Origin of the sequence: Macrococcus equipercicus, assembly GCF_024205945.1 — a bacterium.
Lineage (GTDB): Bacteria > Bacillota > Bacilli > Staphylococcales > Staphylococcaceae > Macrococcus > Macrococcus equipercicus.
On the sequence record NZ_CP073809.1, the window covers coordinates 417,550 to 431,376 of the forward strand.

General features: G+C 42.6%; 15 protein-coding genes. 8 read left to right on the top strand and 7 right to left on the bottom strand.

Features of this window, described 5'->3' with window-relative positions; translation table 11 throughout:
- The first annotated feature begins 219 nt into the window (after positions 1-219).
- A complete protein-coding gene (locus tag KFV11_RS02240; protein ID WP_254250242.1) occupies positions 220-1,044 on the top strand; it encodes a S1 family peptidase in 825 nt (274 codons plus the stop codon).
- 92 nt (positions 1,045-1,136) lie between these two features.
- Here KFV11_RS02240 and KFV11_RS02245 read toward each other — a convergent pair whose 3' ends face one another.
- Together KFV11_RS02245 and KFV11_RS02250 are read right to left on the bottom strand one after the other, a co-directional pair.
- On the bottom strand, positions 1,137-1,670 hold the full coding sequence (locus tag KFV11_RS02245) for a TM2 domain-containing protein (protein WP_254250243.1): 534 nt from the start codon (positions 1,668-1,670) through the stop codon (positions 1,137-1,139).
- Between the two features lie 197 nt (positions 1,671-1,867).
- The gene (locus KFV11_RS02250) at positions 1,868-2,629 is read right to left on the bottom strand and encodes an arylamine N-acetyltransferase family protein (RefSeq protein ID WP_254250244.1); all 762 of its coding nucleotides are present in this window, start codon (positions 2,627-2,629) and stop codon (positions 1,868-1,870) included.
- A gap of 98 nt (positions 2,630-2,727) precedes the next feature.
- Between KFV11_RS02250 and KFV11_RS02255 the strand changes: the two genes are divergently transcribed.
- From KFV11_RS02255 to merA, 3 genes are all read left to right on the top strand, one after another.
- A complete protein-coding gene (locus tag KFV11_RS02255) occupies positions 2,728-4,182 on the top strand; it encodes a glycoside hydrolase family 1 protein (protein ID WP_254250245.1) in 1,455 nt (484 codons plus the stop codon).
- Positions 4,183-4,586: 404 nt separating this feature from the next.
- The gene (gene hypR / locus KFV11_RS02260; protein ID WP_254250246.1) at positions 4,587-5,018 is read left to right on the top strand and encodes a redox-sensitive transcriptional regulator HypR; all 432 of its coding nucleotides are present in this window, start codon (positions 4,587-4,589) and stop codon (positions 5,016-5,018) included.
- Positions 5,005-6,333: a hypothiocyanous acid reductase MerA gene (merA, locus tag KFV11_RS02265; RefSeq protein WP_254250582.1), complete on the top strand. Its 1,329-nt coding sequence runs from the start codon at positions 5,005-5,007 to the stop codon at positions 6,331-6,333. Before hypR ends, merA begins: the two co-directional genes overlap by 14 nt.
- A gap of 54 nt (positions 6,334-6,387) precedes the next feature.
- Here the strand turns inward: merA and KFV11_RS02270 are convergent, their stop codons facing one another.
- The 3 genes from KFV11_RS02270 to KFV11_RS02280 form a co-directional block, all read right to left on the bottom strand.
- Complete coding sequence (locus KFV11_RS02270) at positions 6,388-8,034, bottom strand: peptide ABC transporter substrate-binding protein (protein ID WP_254250247.1); 1,647 nt, start codon at positions 8,032-8,034, stop codon at positions 6,388-6,390.
- A gap of 175 nt (positions 8,035-8,209) precedes the next feature.
- A complete protein-coding gene (locus KFV11_RS02275; RefSeq protein WP_254250248.1) occupies positions 8,210-9,064 on the bottom strand; it encodes a YcjF family protein in 855 nt (284 codons plus the stop codon).
- Complete coding sequence (locus tag KFV11_RS02280; protein WP_254250249.1) at positions 9,064-9,213, bottom strand: hypothetical protein; 150 nt, start codon at positions 9,211-9,213, stop codon at positions 9,064-9,066. Before KFV11_RS02280 ends, KFV11_RS02275 begins: the two co-directional genes overlap by 1 nt.
- 167 nt (positions 9,214-9,380) lie before the next feature.
- On the opposite strand from KFV11_RS02280, the gene KFV11_RS02285 reads away from it, so the two are divergent.
- On the top strand, positions 9,381-9,737 hold the full coding sequence (locus tag KFV11_RS02285) for a hypothetical protein (RefSeq protein ID WP_254250250.1): 357 nt from the start codon (positions 9,381-9,383) through the stop codon (positions 9,735-9,737).
- A 2-nt stretch (positions 9,738-9,739) separates the two neighbouring features.
- Entirely contained in the window at positions 9,740-10,213 is a 474-nt protein-coding gene (locus tag KFV11_RS02290; RefSeq protein ID WP_254250251.1) for a DUF805 domain-containing protein, read from the top strand.
- A gap of 107 nt (positions 10,214-10,320) precedes the next feature.
- On the opposite strand, the gene isaB is transcribed toward KFV11_RS02290, so the two are convergent.
- Entirely contained in the window at positions 10,321-10,893 is a 573-nt protein-coding gene (gene isaB, locus KFV11_RS02295; RefSeq protein ID WP_254250252.1) for an immunodominant staphylococcal antigen IsaB family protein, read from the bottom strand.
- Between the two features lie 268 nt (positions 10,894-11,161).
- Between isaB and KFV11_RS02300 the strand changes: the two genes are divergently transcribed.
- Both KFV11_RS02300 and KFV11_RS02305 read left to right on the top strand, forming a co-directional pair.
- On the top strand, positions 11,162-11,686 hold the full coding sequence (locus KFV11_RS02300) for a DUF805 domain-containing protein (protein ID WP_254250253.1): 525 nt from the start codon (positions 11,162-11,164) through the stop codon (positions 11,684-11,686).
- Positions 11,687-11,761: 75 nt separating this feature from the next.
- Entirely contained in the window at positions 11,762-12,277 is a 516-nt protein-coding gene (locus KFV11_RS02305) for a DUF805 domain-containing protein (RefSeq protein WP_254250254.1), read from the top strand.
- 190 nt (positions 12,278-12,467) lie between these two features.
- On the opposite strand, the gene KFV11_RS02310 is transcribed toward KFV11_RS02305, so the two are convergent.
- The gene (locus KFV11_RS02310) at positions 12,468-13,478 is read right to left on the bottom strand and encodes an NADP-dependent oxidoreductase (RefSeq protein ID WP_254250255.1); all 1,011 of its coding nucleotides are present in this window, start codon (positions 13,476-13,478) and stop codon (positions 12,468-12,470) included.
- Positions 13,479-13,827 lie beyond the last annotated feature (349 nt).

Consider the following 13,827-nt stretch of genomic DNA (forward strand, 5'->3'; position numbering starts at 1 on the left):
TTGTTGGTCAGAAAGCGTTATATCGCGTTTTTCCCGGGACATCCATGAATCGCCGAGGACACTTGAGTTATGACTGATAAACGCGGAATATCGCTCATAACTCTCCCACTATGTCCAGTCATCCCTGATTCCCTAAAACATCCGCTATACCTCCTGCTAGGTCCGTGGTATATTTACTATCATTAATCATTTTTCAAATATAAAAACAGGGGTATACAGATGAAACGACGATTATTTGTAATAACAGGCGTGCTGTTATGTTCTTTGACGACTCAGGCGCATGCGATGGAGACAGATTATTATTATGACGGCCTGAAGCCGAACAACTTACAGACCGGTTATGAGCGTGCCAAGTCTTACAGCAACTCGACAACAATCATGAAACTACAGGGCAATGACAGCAAATCACGCTATAAAGCAGTCGGCTATATTTCAAACAAGAATGGCTGGGCAGGTGAAGGCGAAGAATCGATGGGGACAGGTTTTGTCATTGATGATTACACGGTGCTGACGAATGCCCATGTCATAGGTGATAAGAATGGGAATAAAGTACAGGCGAAGTATATCCGCTTCATGATGAACCGCGACGGCAAGAAAATCCCGTATAACTTCGAAGTGAAGGATATCGTCAAAATTCCGTCGGCGGATCTTGCGGTGCTGCATACGAAGAACCGTCTGACAGCTTACGTCAAACCGCTGAAGCTTGCCACTGACTGGCAGATCAATCAGCTGCGTCCAGGCACGCCGCTTTATTCCGTCGGCTATCCGTATCACGGGACAGATGATTACACGACGCGTTACTGGAATCAGGCAGTGTTCCTCGGCCGCAGCTCGAATATAACCGAACTGATGACGAAAGACAGGTTCAGAGCAGGCGCATCAGGTTCACCGCTCGTCGATGCGAACTTCAACGTTTACGGTGTCAGAACTTACAGCCATAAGCTTTATAACGTCAATGATGACAAGTACGGCCGGGTGGAACTGGCAGGCGCTGAGTCATTGTATGGTTATTCCGGCGCTAAAGTACTGCAGTATAGTTACTAAGTCAATCGAAGTGACATTATTAAATAAACCTCACGGTATACCGTGAGGTTTATTTTGTGTTTATCATTCATAGTTAATTATTGTTTTGAGGATTACTTTTCAACCGATTTAAGAGTGGATGTATCAGCTGAAATTACGTTTTCATTAACTGGTGTGATTAATGAATCAACGATTGAATCTTTGACCGGAGGTACTGTAAATATTTGCTTCTCAGTAGCCTCATCACTATTACTTTTTTCAATGACTCTTTGAGCAGAACCTTCTGATGACCTCTCGCCATTATGACTAATATTCACTGAAACAGCTGACTGAGGATTAGTATTAGTCTGTTGGTAAAACAGCAATTCATTTTGCGCACGGTTTCTTACTTCCGCCTCATGTTTCTTTAGCCAGCCTGGAATAAGAAAGGCATCAACAATCAGCCAGATGGCCATCGGAATGAAAAACATCCACCAGTTAATTAGAAGTGTCACAACAATCATTACGATAGCAGTTGCCGGTTTTCCTAAATAGAAGCGATGGACACCTAAAGAACCCAGAAAAAACCATAGTAAATATGCAACAGGACCACTTTTCTTTTCTGAAGCAACTTTAGATTCAATATAAGAGCGTTCTTGGATATTCATAAATATCCTCCTTTTAAGTTATATAACAACAAAGGTGTAATAATCTAATACATGACTATTATACTTAATTCTATTATTTGAATCAATAACAATTTTTTTAGTTATTTGTTTGATTTTGAAAAATATTCCTATAGCGATGGGAGTGATTTTTCAAAGAAAAAACCGGCACTACAGTGTTCTGTTAAGGTTAGAAACAGCTAGTTCAGTTGTTCCAGCCGATCGATAGTTGTATCCAGACCAAAATATTTATTAAGCAGCTCACGGTAGTTCTCTGCCGTGAGTTTTATTTTTTGTTTGTCGCCGTTCTTTGTAATCGTCAGATGGTCCTGGCTCATCGATACGCGGCCGTCCGCCTGAGCTTTCGTGATAAGCAGATTTTGGACGAAGATGGACTGCGGGTTGTGCTGGTTATAGTCAATCATAGCAGCGAAATCAGCCAGAGACTTCTCGTCTGTCAGCCCTTTATAAAGCGTGTTAAAACTGCCGTCTGTCTCTTTCTGCAGCTCGAAGCGGCCGCCGGTCTGAATCGCCCGGAAGCGGCCGTTGATGTCATCCACGATGTCAGGTGCTTCTAGTGCTGACAGCGGGACGGGTTTCATCGGCAGATCGCCGAAACCGACGTCCGCTATATACAGCCGGTCCAGCTGCACGAGCGTCGTCATATGAGAGCCTTCCAGCGCCCAGCCGTGCGGCGATTTGACCGTCGCAGCAGCGTTATAGGCGTGAAATCCTTTCGCCGTCAGATAAGCCCTGAAAAATGTGTTAAGTTCGTAGCAGAAGCCGCCTCTATGATTAATGATGATTTTATCGAACAAGTCATCAGTGCTGGTGGAAATGGGTATATTATTTTGGACATTGATATTTTCAAACGGTATTTTCAGCATGAAAGCACGCATGTAGTCTTCAAGCGCAGCGTCCGCTGTAATGTTCAAATACTGATCAATTTGATGGATATTCATTATGTCACGTCCTTTATGCTTATTATAACATCGGGCCTTATATTTTATAGATGAAGGGCTTTACTATATAATGGCAGTGATAAGAAGAGGGGGAAATAATGATGGAAACAATTAAAGGATTTAAAGACGATTTCTTATGGGGCGGTGCGACGGCAGCGAATCAAATAGAAGGGGCATTTGATGAAGACGGTAAAGGATTGTCAGCAGCTGACTTCGTGGAATATATTCCGAAGGAGCAGCGCACGAAAGACAACCATATGGAAGTGACAAGTGATGTCATCAAGAAAGCACTTGCAGGCGAATATTCCGGGCGTTTCCCGAAACGTGAAGGTATTGATTTTTATCACACGTACAAAGAGGACATTAAACTGTTCGCTGAAATGGGTTTTACAGCGTTCCGTCTGTCGATCCACTGGTCTCGTATTTTCCCGAATGGGTATGATGCTGAGCCGAATGAAGCGGGTCTGAAGTATTATGATGAGGTCTTCAAGGAGCTGAGAAAATACAACATCGAGCCTGTCGTGACGCTCAGTCATTATGAGACGCCGTACGGCCTGATTGAGAAATACAACGGCTGGGTCGGCCGTGAATGTATTGAGCACTTCGTGACATACGCTGAGACTGTCTTCAATCGTTACAAAGGCCAGGTAAAGTACTGGATCACTTTCAACGAAATCAATATCATCAATATCTCTCCTTTTACAGGCGGCGGTGTGCTGAGCGACCTTGAAGAGAATCCTGAAGAGGCAGCTTATCAGGCACTCCATCATCAGTTCGTGGCGTCCAGTCTTGCGACGAAGAAGCTGAAGGAAATTGATCCCGAGGCACAGATGGGCTGTATGCTTGCAAGAATGCTGTCCTATCCGAACACATGTCATCCTGAAGATATCAGAAAAGCACAGGTTGATAATCAGCTGAACTTAATGTACACAGATGTGCATGCGCGCGGCGAATATCCGAACTTCTTCAAGCGTTACTTAGCAGAGAATAATATAACGATTCAGATGGAAGATGGAGATTTAGCAGTATTGAAGCAATATCCGGTCGATTATATTTCATTCAGCTACTACATGACGCTGCTGTCTTCTGCTGCACCTGAAGGAGAAGTGACAGCAGGTAACTTAATGAACAGTCTTAAAAATAAATATCTTGAATCGTCCGACTGGGGCTGGCAGATTGATCCGCTCGGCTTAAGAACGCTGCTGAACGATATGTGGGACAGATATCAGAAGCCGTTGTTCATCGTGGAAAATGGCCTCGGTGCATATGACAAAGTAGAAGAGGGCCGCATTCATGATTCATACCGGATTGATTATTTGAAGCGGCACATAGAACAGATGAAAGAAGCGGTCAAAGACGGTGTCGATCTTATGGGCTACCTTGCGTGGGGGCCGATTGACCTGGTGTCTATGTCAACAAGCGAAATGAGCAAACGCTACGGCTTCATTTATGTGGATAAAGATGACGATGGCCGTGGAACAGGAGAACGGATCAGAAAAGATTCATTTGACTGGTACAAAGAAGTGATCGCGACGAATGGTGAAAACTTATAGCTTAATGAATTCTGTGATTTTCATAATTTTGGCCTTCAGGAGCAGTTTGAAGGCCACTTCTCGGATAAATGGATGATTTTTTCGTAATTTTGGCCTTCAGGAACAGTTTGAAGGCCACTTTTTCGATAAATGGATGATTTTTTCGTAATTTTGGCCTTCAGGAGCAGTTTGAAGGCCACTTCTCGGATAAATGGATGATTTTTTCGTAATTTTGGCCTTCAGGAGTAGTTTGAAGGCCACTTCTCGGATAAATGGATGATATTTTTATAATTTTGGCCTTCAGGAACAGTTTGAAGGCCACTTCTCGGATAAATGGATGATATTTTCATAATTTTGGCCTTCAGGAGCAGTTTGAAGGCCACTTCTCGGATAAATGGATGATTTTTTCATATAGGAGCAGTGTTATGAATCTTGAATTTAATATGGCGGTTCATATTCTCAGCTGCCTGGCAAAGCATCCCGAGGATAAATTCAGCAGCAGCGAGCTCGCAGCTAAAATATGTGTCAACCCGGCTCAGCTGAGACGGGTGCTCAGTAAGCTGAATGAGCATCATTATATTGAGTCATTCAATGGGAAATACGGCGGCTACACGGCGAACGCCGGCACGATTGATGTGTCACTTGCTGATCTTTATCTTCTGTTTATGGAAGGCAGGTCAACAAGACGGCTGTTCACGGGTAGTACTGATAATCCGTGTGATATTTCCCGGAGTATTAAAGATGTTATGGTTGATTATCAGCGTAAGGAGCAGGAAGTGATTGCAGCGCATTATCGTAGTATCACAGTAAGAGATGTGCTGAACGACATAGTACAGGAGGATTATCATGAAGTATGATTTAGTAATTATAGGATTCGGTAAAGGCGGTAAAACAATCGCGAAATTCGCAGCGGCACAAGGTCAATCAGTCGCGGTCATCGAGAAATCTGAAGAGATGTACGGCGGGACTTGTATCAATGTCGGCTGTATCCCATCAAAAACTTTGTTCCACGGCAGCCGGCAGGCTATCAGCTTTGACGAAGGCGTTTCAAGAAAACGTCAAGTTGTGCAGGCACTCAACAAAAAGAACTTCAACAACTTGAATGAAGATGACAATATAAAAGTGCTGAACTATAAAGCACAGTTTAAATCCAATGATGAAATCGAGCTGCTTAATGAACAGAATGAAGTAGTAGAGACAATCAGTGGTGATCACATTATCATTAATACAGGAGCGAAACCGGTCATTCCTGAAATCGACGACGTAAAGACATCGAAATACCTTTATGACTCAACAGGCATCATGAATTTAGCGGAACAGCCGAAACGTCTTGTGATTATCGGCGGCGGCTATATTGCGCTTGAGTTTGCGGCGACGTTTATGAATTACGGAACTGAAGTCACAGTCATCGAACGCGGCGGCCGCTTAATGGCACGTGAAGATGACGAGATTGCAGCTGAAGTCGTTAAAGACATGACAGACCGCGGCATTAATTTTGTGCTTGATGCCCAAACAGAACGTATTACTGACAAGGATGGTTATACAGTCGTCGAAACATCACAAGGCTCATTTGAAACAGATGCTGTGCTGCTTGCGACAGGCCGTCAGCCGAATACAGACCTGGCGCTGTCAAATACAGAGGTTGAACTCGGCGAGCACGGCCAGGTTAAAGTTGACCAACAGCTGAGAACAACAGTTCCTCATATTTATGCACTTGGCGATGTGAAAGGCGGCATGCAGTTCACATACATTTCACTGGATGACTTCAGAATTGTCAGAGATGCATTGTTCGGCGAAGGGACAAGAACGACTGCTAACAGAGGCGCCGTGCCTTATACAGTGTTCATTGATCCACCGCTGTCCCGTGTCGGTCTGACTGCTGCTGAAGCGCGTGAGCAAGGCTGCGAAATATTAGAAAATACACTGCCAGTCAATCAGATTCCAAGACATAAAGTCAATAATGATCCTCGCGGTCTATTTAAAGTAGTGATCGATGCCAAAACTGATTTAATACTCGGTGCTACATTATACGGCGCACAGTCAGAAGAGCTCATCAACCAGGTTAAGCTGGCAATTGATCAGAACATCCCTTATCAAGTATTACGGGATAACATTTATACACATCCGACGATGATAGAATCATTCAACGATCTCTTTAATATTAAGCAGTAACCTATAAAACAGGAAGGATGACATCACTGTGATGTCATCCTTCCTGTTGTTTTATTACTCTTTAATATAAGCGTTTTTCAGTGAAGTATCACCGGCAAACTTATGCAGCACTAAACCTTTTACTTTAGAATTCACAAGACGTGCCATACCACTTTGATACATTGGAGAGATAGCTGCGTCCTCGAGCAGGATAGATTCTGCTTCCTGCAGTGTTGTCCAGCGTTTATCCGGGTCTGAAAGGAGCGGGCCTTTAGCGTCTTTAACTTTCTTGTCGAATTCAGCGTTCTTCCAGCCCATTTCGTTGTTCGGGCTGTCAGATAAGAAGAGGTCGACGTAAGTCATCGGGTCTGGATAATCTGCACCCCAGCGGCCGAACGACATTTCGTAGTCCTGCTTGTATTCGAGTGCAAGTTTCTGCTTGAACGGCTGCTGCTTGATCTTCAGCTTGACGCCCGGCAGGTTGCTTTCAATCTGTTCTTTAACATACTCGGATTCTTTCTTCGCGGTATCCTGGTCATAAGTCAAAAACTCAAAGTCGAAGTGATCTTTACCAAGTTCTTTCTTCGCTTGTTCGTAATATTTCTTCGCCTCTGCTTTGTCATAGTTCAGCGGTGATCTCACGCCTTTAACATAATCTTTGTCATCTGAACCTCTGACGAATTCACTAGGTGTCAGGACATCGGTCGGCGCAGAACCATTATTCAATAAGTTGCGGACATATTTATCTTTGTCTACTGCTTTAGCAAGAGCAAGACGCAAGTTCTTGTTTTTCAGTTCCGGCACTTTGTCCTGGTTGAAGCGGATGAAATAAGTGCGTGCCTCAAGCTGAGTGTCGAACTCTTTCTTGTCTTTATATTTATCCACTTGTTCAGCAGTCAACTGGACGACATCCAGTTTGCCGGTGTCATATAGGTTCGCCGCTGTCTGCTGGTCTTTGATGACGTCGTAGTTGACTTCATCCAGCTTCACTTTATCTTTATCCCAGTATTCTTTATTCGGCTTAAGTTTATAGTTTTTCTCGAGGTTCCATTCTGACAATACGAAAGGACCGTTGTATAACGTGCTTTGTGCAGTCGTGCCGTACTTCTCACCTTGTTTCTCGACGAACTTCTTGTTCTGCGGGTTGAACGTACCGAAAGCAAGGAGCTCCTGGAAATAAGGGACATTCGTGTTCAGCTGGATTTGCAGCGTATGATCATCCAGTGCTTTAACGCCTAGTTCTTCAGGTTTCTTCTTACCTAAGTTCACGTCTTCCGCGTTTTTAACGTCATACATGATATAAGCATATTCAGAGCCGGTTTTAGGGTCTAAAGTGCGCTGCCATGAATAGACAAAGTCCTGTGCCGTCACAGGGTCACCGTTAGACCATTTAGCATCATCACGCAGCTTGATCGTCCATGTCTTGCCATCCTTAGACTTCTCAGGATCGCCTTCTGCCACACCCGGCACGGCTTTATCTTTATTATCAAGCGTGTACAGACCTTCCATCACCTGATTGAATACGTTGAATGCGACCATATCTGTCGCAAGAGATGTATCTAACGTCGGAATATCAGACAGTGATGCTAAATTCAGCACTTGCTTCTTATCTTTGCCGGAAGCTGAATCCTTATTATCAGAACTATTGCCGCCTGAACATGCCGCTGTAAAACCTGATACCGCAATTAATGACGCTAAAAATAAACGACTTTTCTTTTTCATTCAATTTCCCCCGTATCATATTTTAGATTATTTTCAATATTTTCTGAATATTTTTATTATAGGCAAATAAGCATATTAATACAATAACAATTTTTTAATATTGCCTAAGAGAGGAGCAGAATGAGCCGCTGGGCAAAGAAAAAACCTGAGCAGAAATGCTCAGGCGCGTACATCATTACTCAGTCTTCTGTTCTTTCAAAAACTTATTGTAAATAAGCGTCAGCTGCTGATCAGTGATCTCGATGTCATGCTCATACATATATTTCATGGCGTAACCGAGTGACACAGTCGTGGCACCGGCGACGCTGGCACCGATGACAGAGCCGGCACCCGGAATAAACTTCACAAGCTGGCGGAATGCTGCTTTGCCGGCGTTGCCGACGATGGTCGCGATGATCAGTTCACGGGCATTTTCCTTCGATAACGGTTTGCCGTAGAGACTGGCAAGCTTCAGCATCATGCCGATCTGAATCGACGTCAGCGGAACGAAGTCAGAGCCCGGAACAGGTAGGGCACCGACTGCCGTCGCTGAAACTCCTGCACCGAGTATCCATTTATTAGCGATATGACTTTTGTCCTGCATGTGCTTTCCCATCAGCAGGTCTTTTGATTTCTTCTGCAGCACGTCCAGCAGCTGCTTCTGCAGCATAGTGATATTCTCGCCGGTGCGCGAGGAAATCGGAGCGATCAGAAATTGATTCTTTGTTTTATCCTCAATATATTTCACTTGTTCAGGCACATCATCAGCTGCATCGATCTTGTTCAGCACAATAATGATGTCTTTGTTCGTTTTCGCGATATCTTTCAAGTTCTTCAGTTCATTCTCTGACAGCACAGTGCCTGCAGCGTTTAAGAAGAACAGAATGACATCCGCTTGTTTGTAGTAATCAAGTGTGACTTGTGAATTCACCGCATTCACGTCATCAAGTCCCGGCGTATCGACAAACAGAATATTATCCATATACGGAATTTCTTTGACAGCAACTGTTTCCCCGGGCTTTGCGCCGACTGAGGCAATGTCCTGCTGCATCAGTTTGTTGATGACTTGCCGCTGTTCACGTCACCGACTAAGGCAATCATAATCTTCTGTGACAACTGCGCACTGATTTTTTCTGATTCACTTTTAAACACCTGGTCAAACGTACTATTGAAGTCTTGATTATTCACATTCTCCGCCATTTCATCACCCCTAAGTTTTATATCATTATCATAGCAGTTTTCACCGCTGAAGATAAAATCTTAATCTTTCTTAAATATCAGAAAACTGATGAGTCGATTGCAGAAGATGTGATACAATGAGTAGAATAATATACTTTTTATTACATATGTACGATGGAGGACTGAAGATGGGATATTTCTATGTCTCGCTATTTTCTAACATGTTGTTATTGATGCTCATACCTTACATGCCGTTCGACTTAAATAATGCAGAAAGTCCCGTGTCATTATTAGTCGTGCTGAATTTGATGACTTTGACTTTATTCAGAAATGAATATGACCGCTGGCAGCATGGCAAAAAATGTTTTCTGTATTTACTCGTGCATTTACTGCTGTCACTGCTCGTCATCGTGCTCATACCCGAGGCGGATGAATCATTGACAGAGAGACTGCTGTTTATAGTGATTGTATTTTTAACGTTCAGCTATGCAGCTGACAGCTTTATCAGACTGCTCGACCGAAAAGTGAATGAAAAGGGGAGATAGAAGTGAAAGATAGCTTCTATGATTTCTGGCTGCATGCATTTTCAGGAAAAGGTAAAGATTCGCGTTTTGAGTACTGGTTTCCAGCACTCAGTTCAATAGCCGCCTGTTTTTTGATCACTTATCTGCTCGTCAAAGTGAACAGCTTTTATAACAACGGGGAAGGCCTATCAATTGAACTGCTGTTTATCTTTATCCCGCTCTACATCATTGTATTTGCAGCAGTTGCGAACAGTGCACTACGCCGCTTCCGTGACGTCGGATTAACCGATAAAAATATTATGCTGATTACACTAATATTTAATTCGGCATTTCTACTATTTATAATTTATGACGCCTTTACAGAACTTCATGACAATAAGATAGGGGAGCTGTTATTTAATATAGAGGGCACCGCCGTATCGCTCGCGGTTATAACATCTACTATCATTCTCATGCTGCCAACTGACTTCATGCTGAAGAAGAAGGATAGAGTGTAGGAGGACTGCCGGGTGAAGATGGTTGATGTCAAGAATTGAAGAAGAGTTACTATTAATATTAAAAACAGCTTCCGAGTTAAAAGGAAGCTGTTTTTATGACAATAAATTTAGAATTCAATGCCGCCGTCAGAGATGATGAACAGCTCAGTCAGTTTTTTGTTTTTATCGAAGAATGCTTCGAATGTCCCGTTTTTAGTTTGATAAGAATACGTATATTCTATAATATCGCCGCGCTCTGAATACGTTTCTGCTTCAGTGCTGAAGTTTGTGCCGTAAACCTGCTGGAACTGCTTGATTGAGATTTTTCCTTTCTGGACAGGAAGAATTACGGTGAAGATTTGATTTTTAGCGGATTTCAATGCGATTGTATCAAATTTTTTCAGAGCGTATTTTTTGTTGATTTTTTTAGTGGCTGCGATGTCATAGTAGTGATCAAAGCCTGCCATAATATCGGTTTCTTTCACTTGTTTCACTACTTTGTAGCCATTAATTGTCACATTGCTGTTCAACAGCGCATTCTTGAAGTGTTTATCAAGCACAAATTGATAGCTGCTTCCTGTATAGCCGGTCCAGTTATAGTAAGGAGTGACTGTTTTGGCATCGGCTGCACTGTGATGAACGACGGGCGCTGCTGCAAATAATAATGACGTTGCAAGTCCTATTTTAATTAAGTTTTTCATAAGTTTTCCTCTTTTCTTTTAACTGTTTTCAGCATACTATACAACCTATGTAAAATATATGAAATTATTGTATATTTAAGGTAACTTTAAGATTTCAAAGAATAGTCATCCATAAGACTACAGCAATAAAACACCTCACGCTTTTATAGTCATTTTATTCTTCAGGATAAATTATTGAGATTTATGGGTAATATGTAATTGTTGATGCTGTTTATTCACTAAGCAGCTACAGTGCAGGTAATAGGAAAGCAGATAGGAGGACAGCGGGATGACGGAAGTTTACATGGCGTTCTGGAAGAATGCTTTGAATATAAGAGATGGTGCGACGAGGAAAGAGTTCAATGTACCTTTTCTGTTGCATCTCGTCATCATCTGGTTCATTATGCCGCTGCTCGCTAAACTGCTAGGAATCAGCGGGGAAGCTTATCATACTGACTTCTATATATTGAGCACTGAAGTGAAGTTTAATGGTAATGAATTAACATGGCTGCTGATAGTCATCTTAATTGTACCGACTGCAACGCTCACATTCAGAAGATTCCAGGATCTTAAGATGAACGGCTGGTGGTCGCTTTATATCATCGGATTTCCGATTATCTTTATGAGTTTCACACTGCTTGCTAATACAATCGGTCAATTTCTGCCTGCTGATTCACTGCTTGCTGAAATCATTATCACTGCCGTCGTCTGCGTGCCGATACTCCTTCTTGTGCTGCTGATATCGCAGCTTATTTTCTATGAACATAAAACTTATCCGAAATGGCGGATGATTGATAAAGATAACAGTATTTAATTTTTAAGGAAACTTTAAGATTAAGAAAATACGGCTTATGTTACCATTAAATAGAATAATATATAAGGGGTGGTAATGTTGGAGAGAGAAATGTCGTTTAAAGATGCTTATTTGAATTTCTGGCGGAAAGCATTTGTGATGAAAGGGAGAGCGAGGCGTAAAGAATACTGGTTTCCTGTGCTGGTACATATAGCATTGTCCATTGTTCTGAGCCTGCTTGCCGGCTTTATCGATTCTAGTATGGGCCGAAATACAGAAGATCTGGGTTCTGTCTCTCAAGTCGTCCAAGGGCTCACAGGACTGATTCTGCTTGTTCCTAACTTTACGGTCGGTGCACGACGTCTTCAGGATATCAACATTAACGGCTGGGTGAATCTTGTGCCGATTATCGTATCACTGGTAGGCTTAGGGGCCATTATTTTTAGCGTTTTACAGGAAGCAGCTAATCCTGCAGGTGTAGTCACAACGTCGTTACTTGTGTTAGCTGTCCTGCTTGTTATGAGTCTTGTTTTCATCATTATGTTTGCGCTTGATGGTACACGCGGAGCTAATAAATACGGAGAAGATCCTAAAAACAGAGTGAAATATTGAGAAATCTCTCATGACCTGGTCATGAGAGATTTTTTAATGGAAATTCTGAAGGCCAAAACTTTGTAGAATCTGTTGAAATTAGCGAGAAGTGGCCTTCAAACCGCTCCTGAAGGCCAAAATTCTAAAAAATTGACGAAAATCGGTGAGAAGTGGCCTTCAAACTGTTCCTGAAGGCCAAAATTCCTTTATATTAATCTAATTCTTTCATCTGAATAACAACTTTCCCTTTAGTACTGCCGTTCTCTACGTAGTCTAAAGCTTTCTGTGTTTCACTGAACGGAAAGACGCGGTCGATGATTGGACGGAGTCTGCCTTCTGCAATGAGGTCATTGAAATATTCCAGCTGTTCGCCGCTTGGATGCATGAACATATAGCTGTAATGGGCGTTGTATTCTTTAGCGGATTTTTCGTATTTCATAGCGGCTACTTTAAACAGTCCCTGGCGCAAATAGCCGAGGTTATTCTCGACCGCAAATCTTGCATTCGGAACAGCCGCTATAGAGACCACATGACCGCCGTCTTTCACAGCTTTAAATGACTGATTAGTCGTATTACCGCCGACGGTATCAAATACGCTGTCAAAACGACCGGCTGGTTCACTGAAATCGACTTCCTTATAGTTGATCAGCTCATCTGCACCGAGCTCTTTAGCGAGTGCTTCGCCTTTACTGCTGACAGTAGTCGTCACATGACCGCCGAGTGCCTTGCCGAGCTGTACAGCAAAACTGCCGACACCGCCTGCTCCTGCATGAATCAGCACATGATCGCCAGGCTGGACATGCAGTTTCTCAGTCAATGCCTGATAAGCAGTCAGACCGGCGAGCGGAATGGCAGCTGCTTCGACAAACGACAGGCTTTCAGGTTTCAAGGCAAGATTATTCTCACTGATGACTGCATATTCAGCAAATGTCCCGTAATTATCGTCCTCAACCCGGCCGTATACTGCATCACCTTCTTTGAACTTCGTCACATGCATGCCCACCTGCTTCACCACACCCGCAAAATCTCCGCCGAGAATAAGCGGCATCTTGTAGCTTCTCAGTATTCGTAACTGACCATCGCGCAATTTGTAGTCAACCGGATTGATACTCGCAGCATACACTTCCACAAGTACATCATGCGCGCCAATCTTCGGCACCGGTAACTCCATTAACTTAAGCGGTACTTTCCTGCCGTACTTCTCAATTGCCATCGCCTTCATATGATCATCTCCTTATGTCCAAGTATAAATGGAAGCTTCAGAAAACTTAAGTCATAAGGTCTGGAGTAATGAGTCAGATGACTATGACGAGATCTAAAAATCGCCTGCTGTACAAAGGCATGTGTTTTAAAATCAGCAGTCCATCTTTGTGTTTAGTTATAAATATACAGAAAATAAATTGAAAATTCATATATTAACTTTAAGCGACTAAATATATTAATAAAATAGAACAAATGTTAACAAAAATAAATTTTATAAATTATAAAGTTATAAAATCAGATAAATATTTTAAGATTAAAATATGACAGATGGAATTATTACAATTTAGACATTGGCACTACTTTAAATT

What these genes read in the sequence shown, in the direction of transcription:
- KFV11_RS02305 (WP_254250254.1), top strand. Translation starts at nt 11,762, where the DNA reads ATGTTGGAGAGAGAAATGTCGTTTAAAGATGCTTATTTGAATTTCTGG.
- KFV11_RS02250 (WP_254250244.1), bottom strand. Translation starts at nt 2,629, where the DNA reads ATGAATATCCATCAAATTGATCAGTATTTGAACATTACAGCGGACGCT.
- KFV11_RS02255 (WP_254250245.1), top strand. Translation starts at nt 2,728, where the DNA reads ATGATGGAAACAATTAAAGGATTTAAAGACGATTTCTTATGGGGCGGT.
- isaB (WP_254250252.1), bottom strand. Translation starts at nt 10,893, where the DNA reads ATGAAAAACTTAATTAAAATAGGACTTGCAACGTCATTATTATTTGCA.
- KFV11_RS02240 (WP_254250242.1), top strand. Translation starts at nt 220, where the DNA reads ATGAAACGACGATTATTTGTAATAACAGGCGTGCTGTTATGTTCTTTG.
- KFV11_RS02310 (WP_254250255.1), bottom strand. Translation starts at nt 13,478, where the DNA reads ATGAAGGCGATGGCAATTGAGAAGTACGGCAGGAAAGTACCGCTTAAG.
- KFV11_RS02300 (WP_254250253.1), top strand. Translation starts at nt 11,162, where the DNA reads ATGACGGAAGTTTACATGGCGTTCTGGAAGAATGCTTTGAATATAAGA.
- KFV11_RS02285 (WP_254250250.1), top strand. Translation starts at nt 9,381, where the DNA reads ATGGGATATTTCTATGTCTCGCTATTTTCTAACATGTTGTTATTGATG.
- KFV11_RS02275 (WP_254250248.1), bottom strand. Translation starts at nt 9,064, where the DNA reads ATGCAGCAGGACATTGCCTCAGTCGGCGCAAAGCCCGGGGAAACAGTT.
- KFV11_RS02245 (WP_254250243.1), bottom strand. Translation starts at nt 1,670, where the DNA reads ATGAATATCCAAGAACGCTCTTATATTGAATCTAAAGTTGCTTCAGAA.
- KFV11_RS02270 (WP_254250247.1), bottom strand. Translation starts at nt 8,034, where the DNA reads ATGAAAAAGAAAAGTCGTTTATTTTTAGCGTCATTAATTGCGGTATCA.
- hypR (WP_254250246.1), top strand. Translation starts at nt 4,587, where the DNA reads ATGAATCTTGAATTTAATATGGCGGTTCATATTCTCAGCTGCCTGGCA.
- KFV11_RS02280 (WP_254250249.1), bottom strand. Translation starts at nt 9,213, where the DNA reads ATGGCGGAGAATGTGAATAATCAAGACTTCAATAGTACGTTTGACCAG.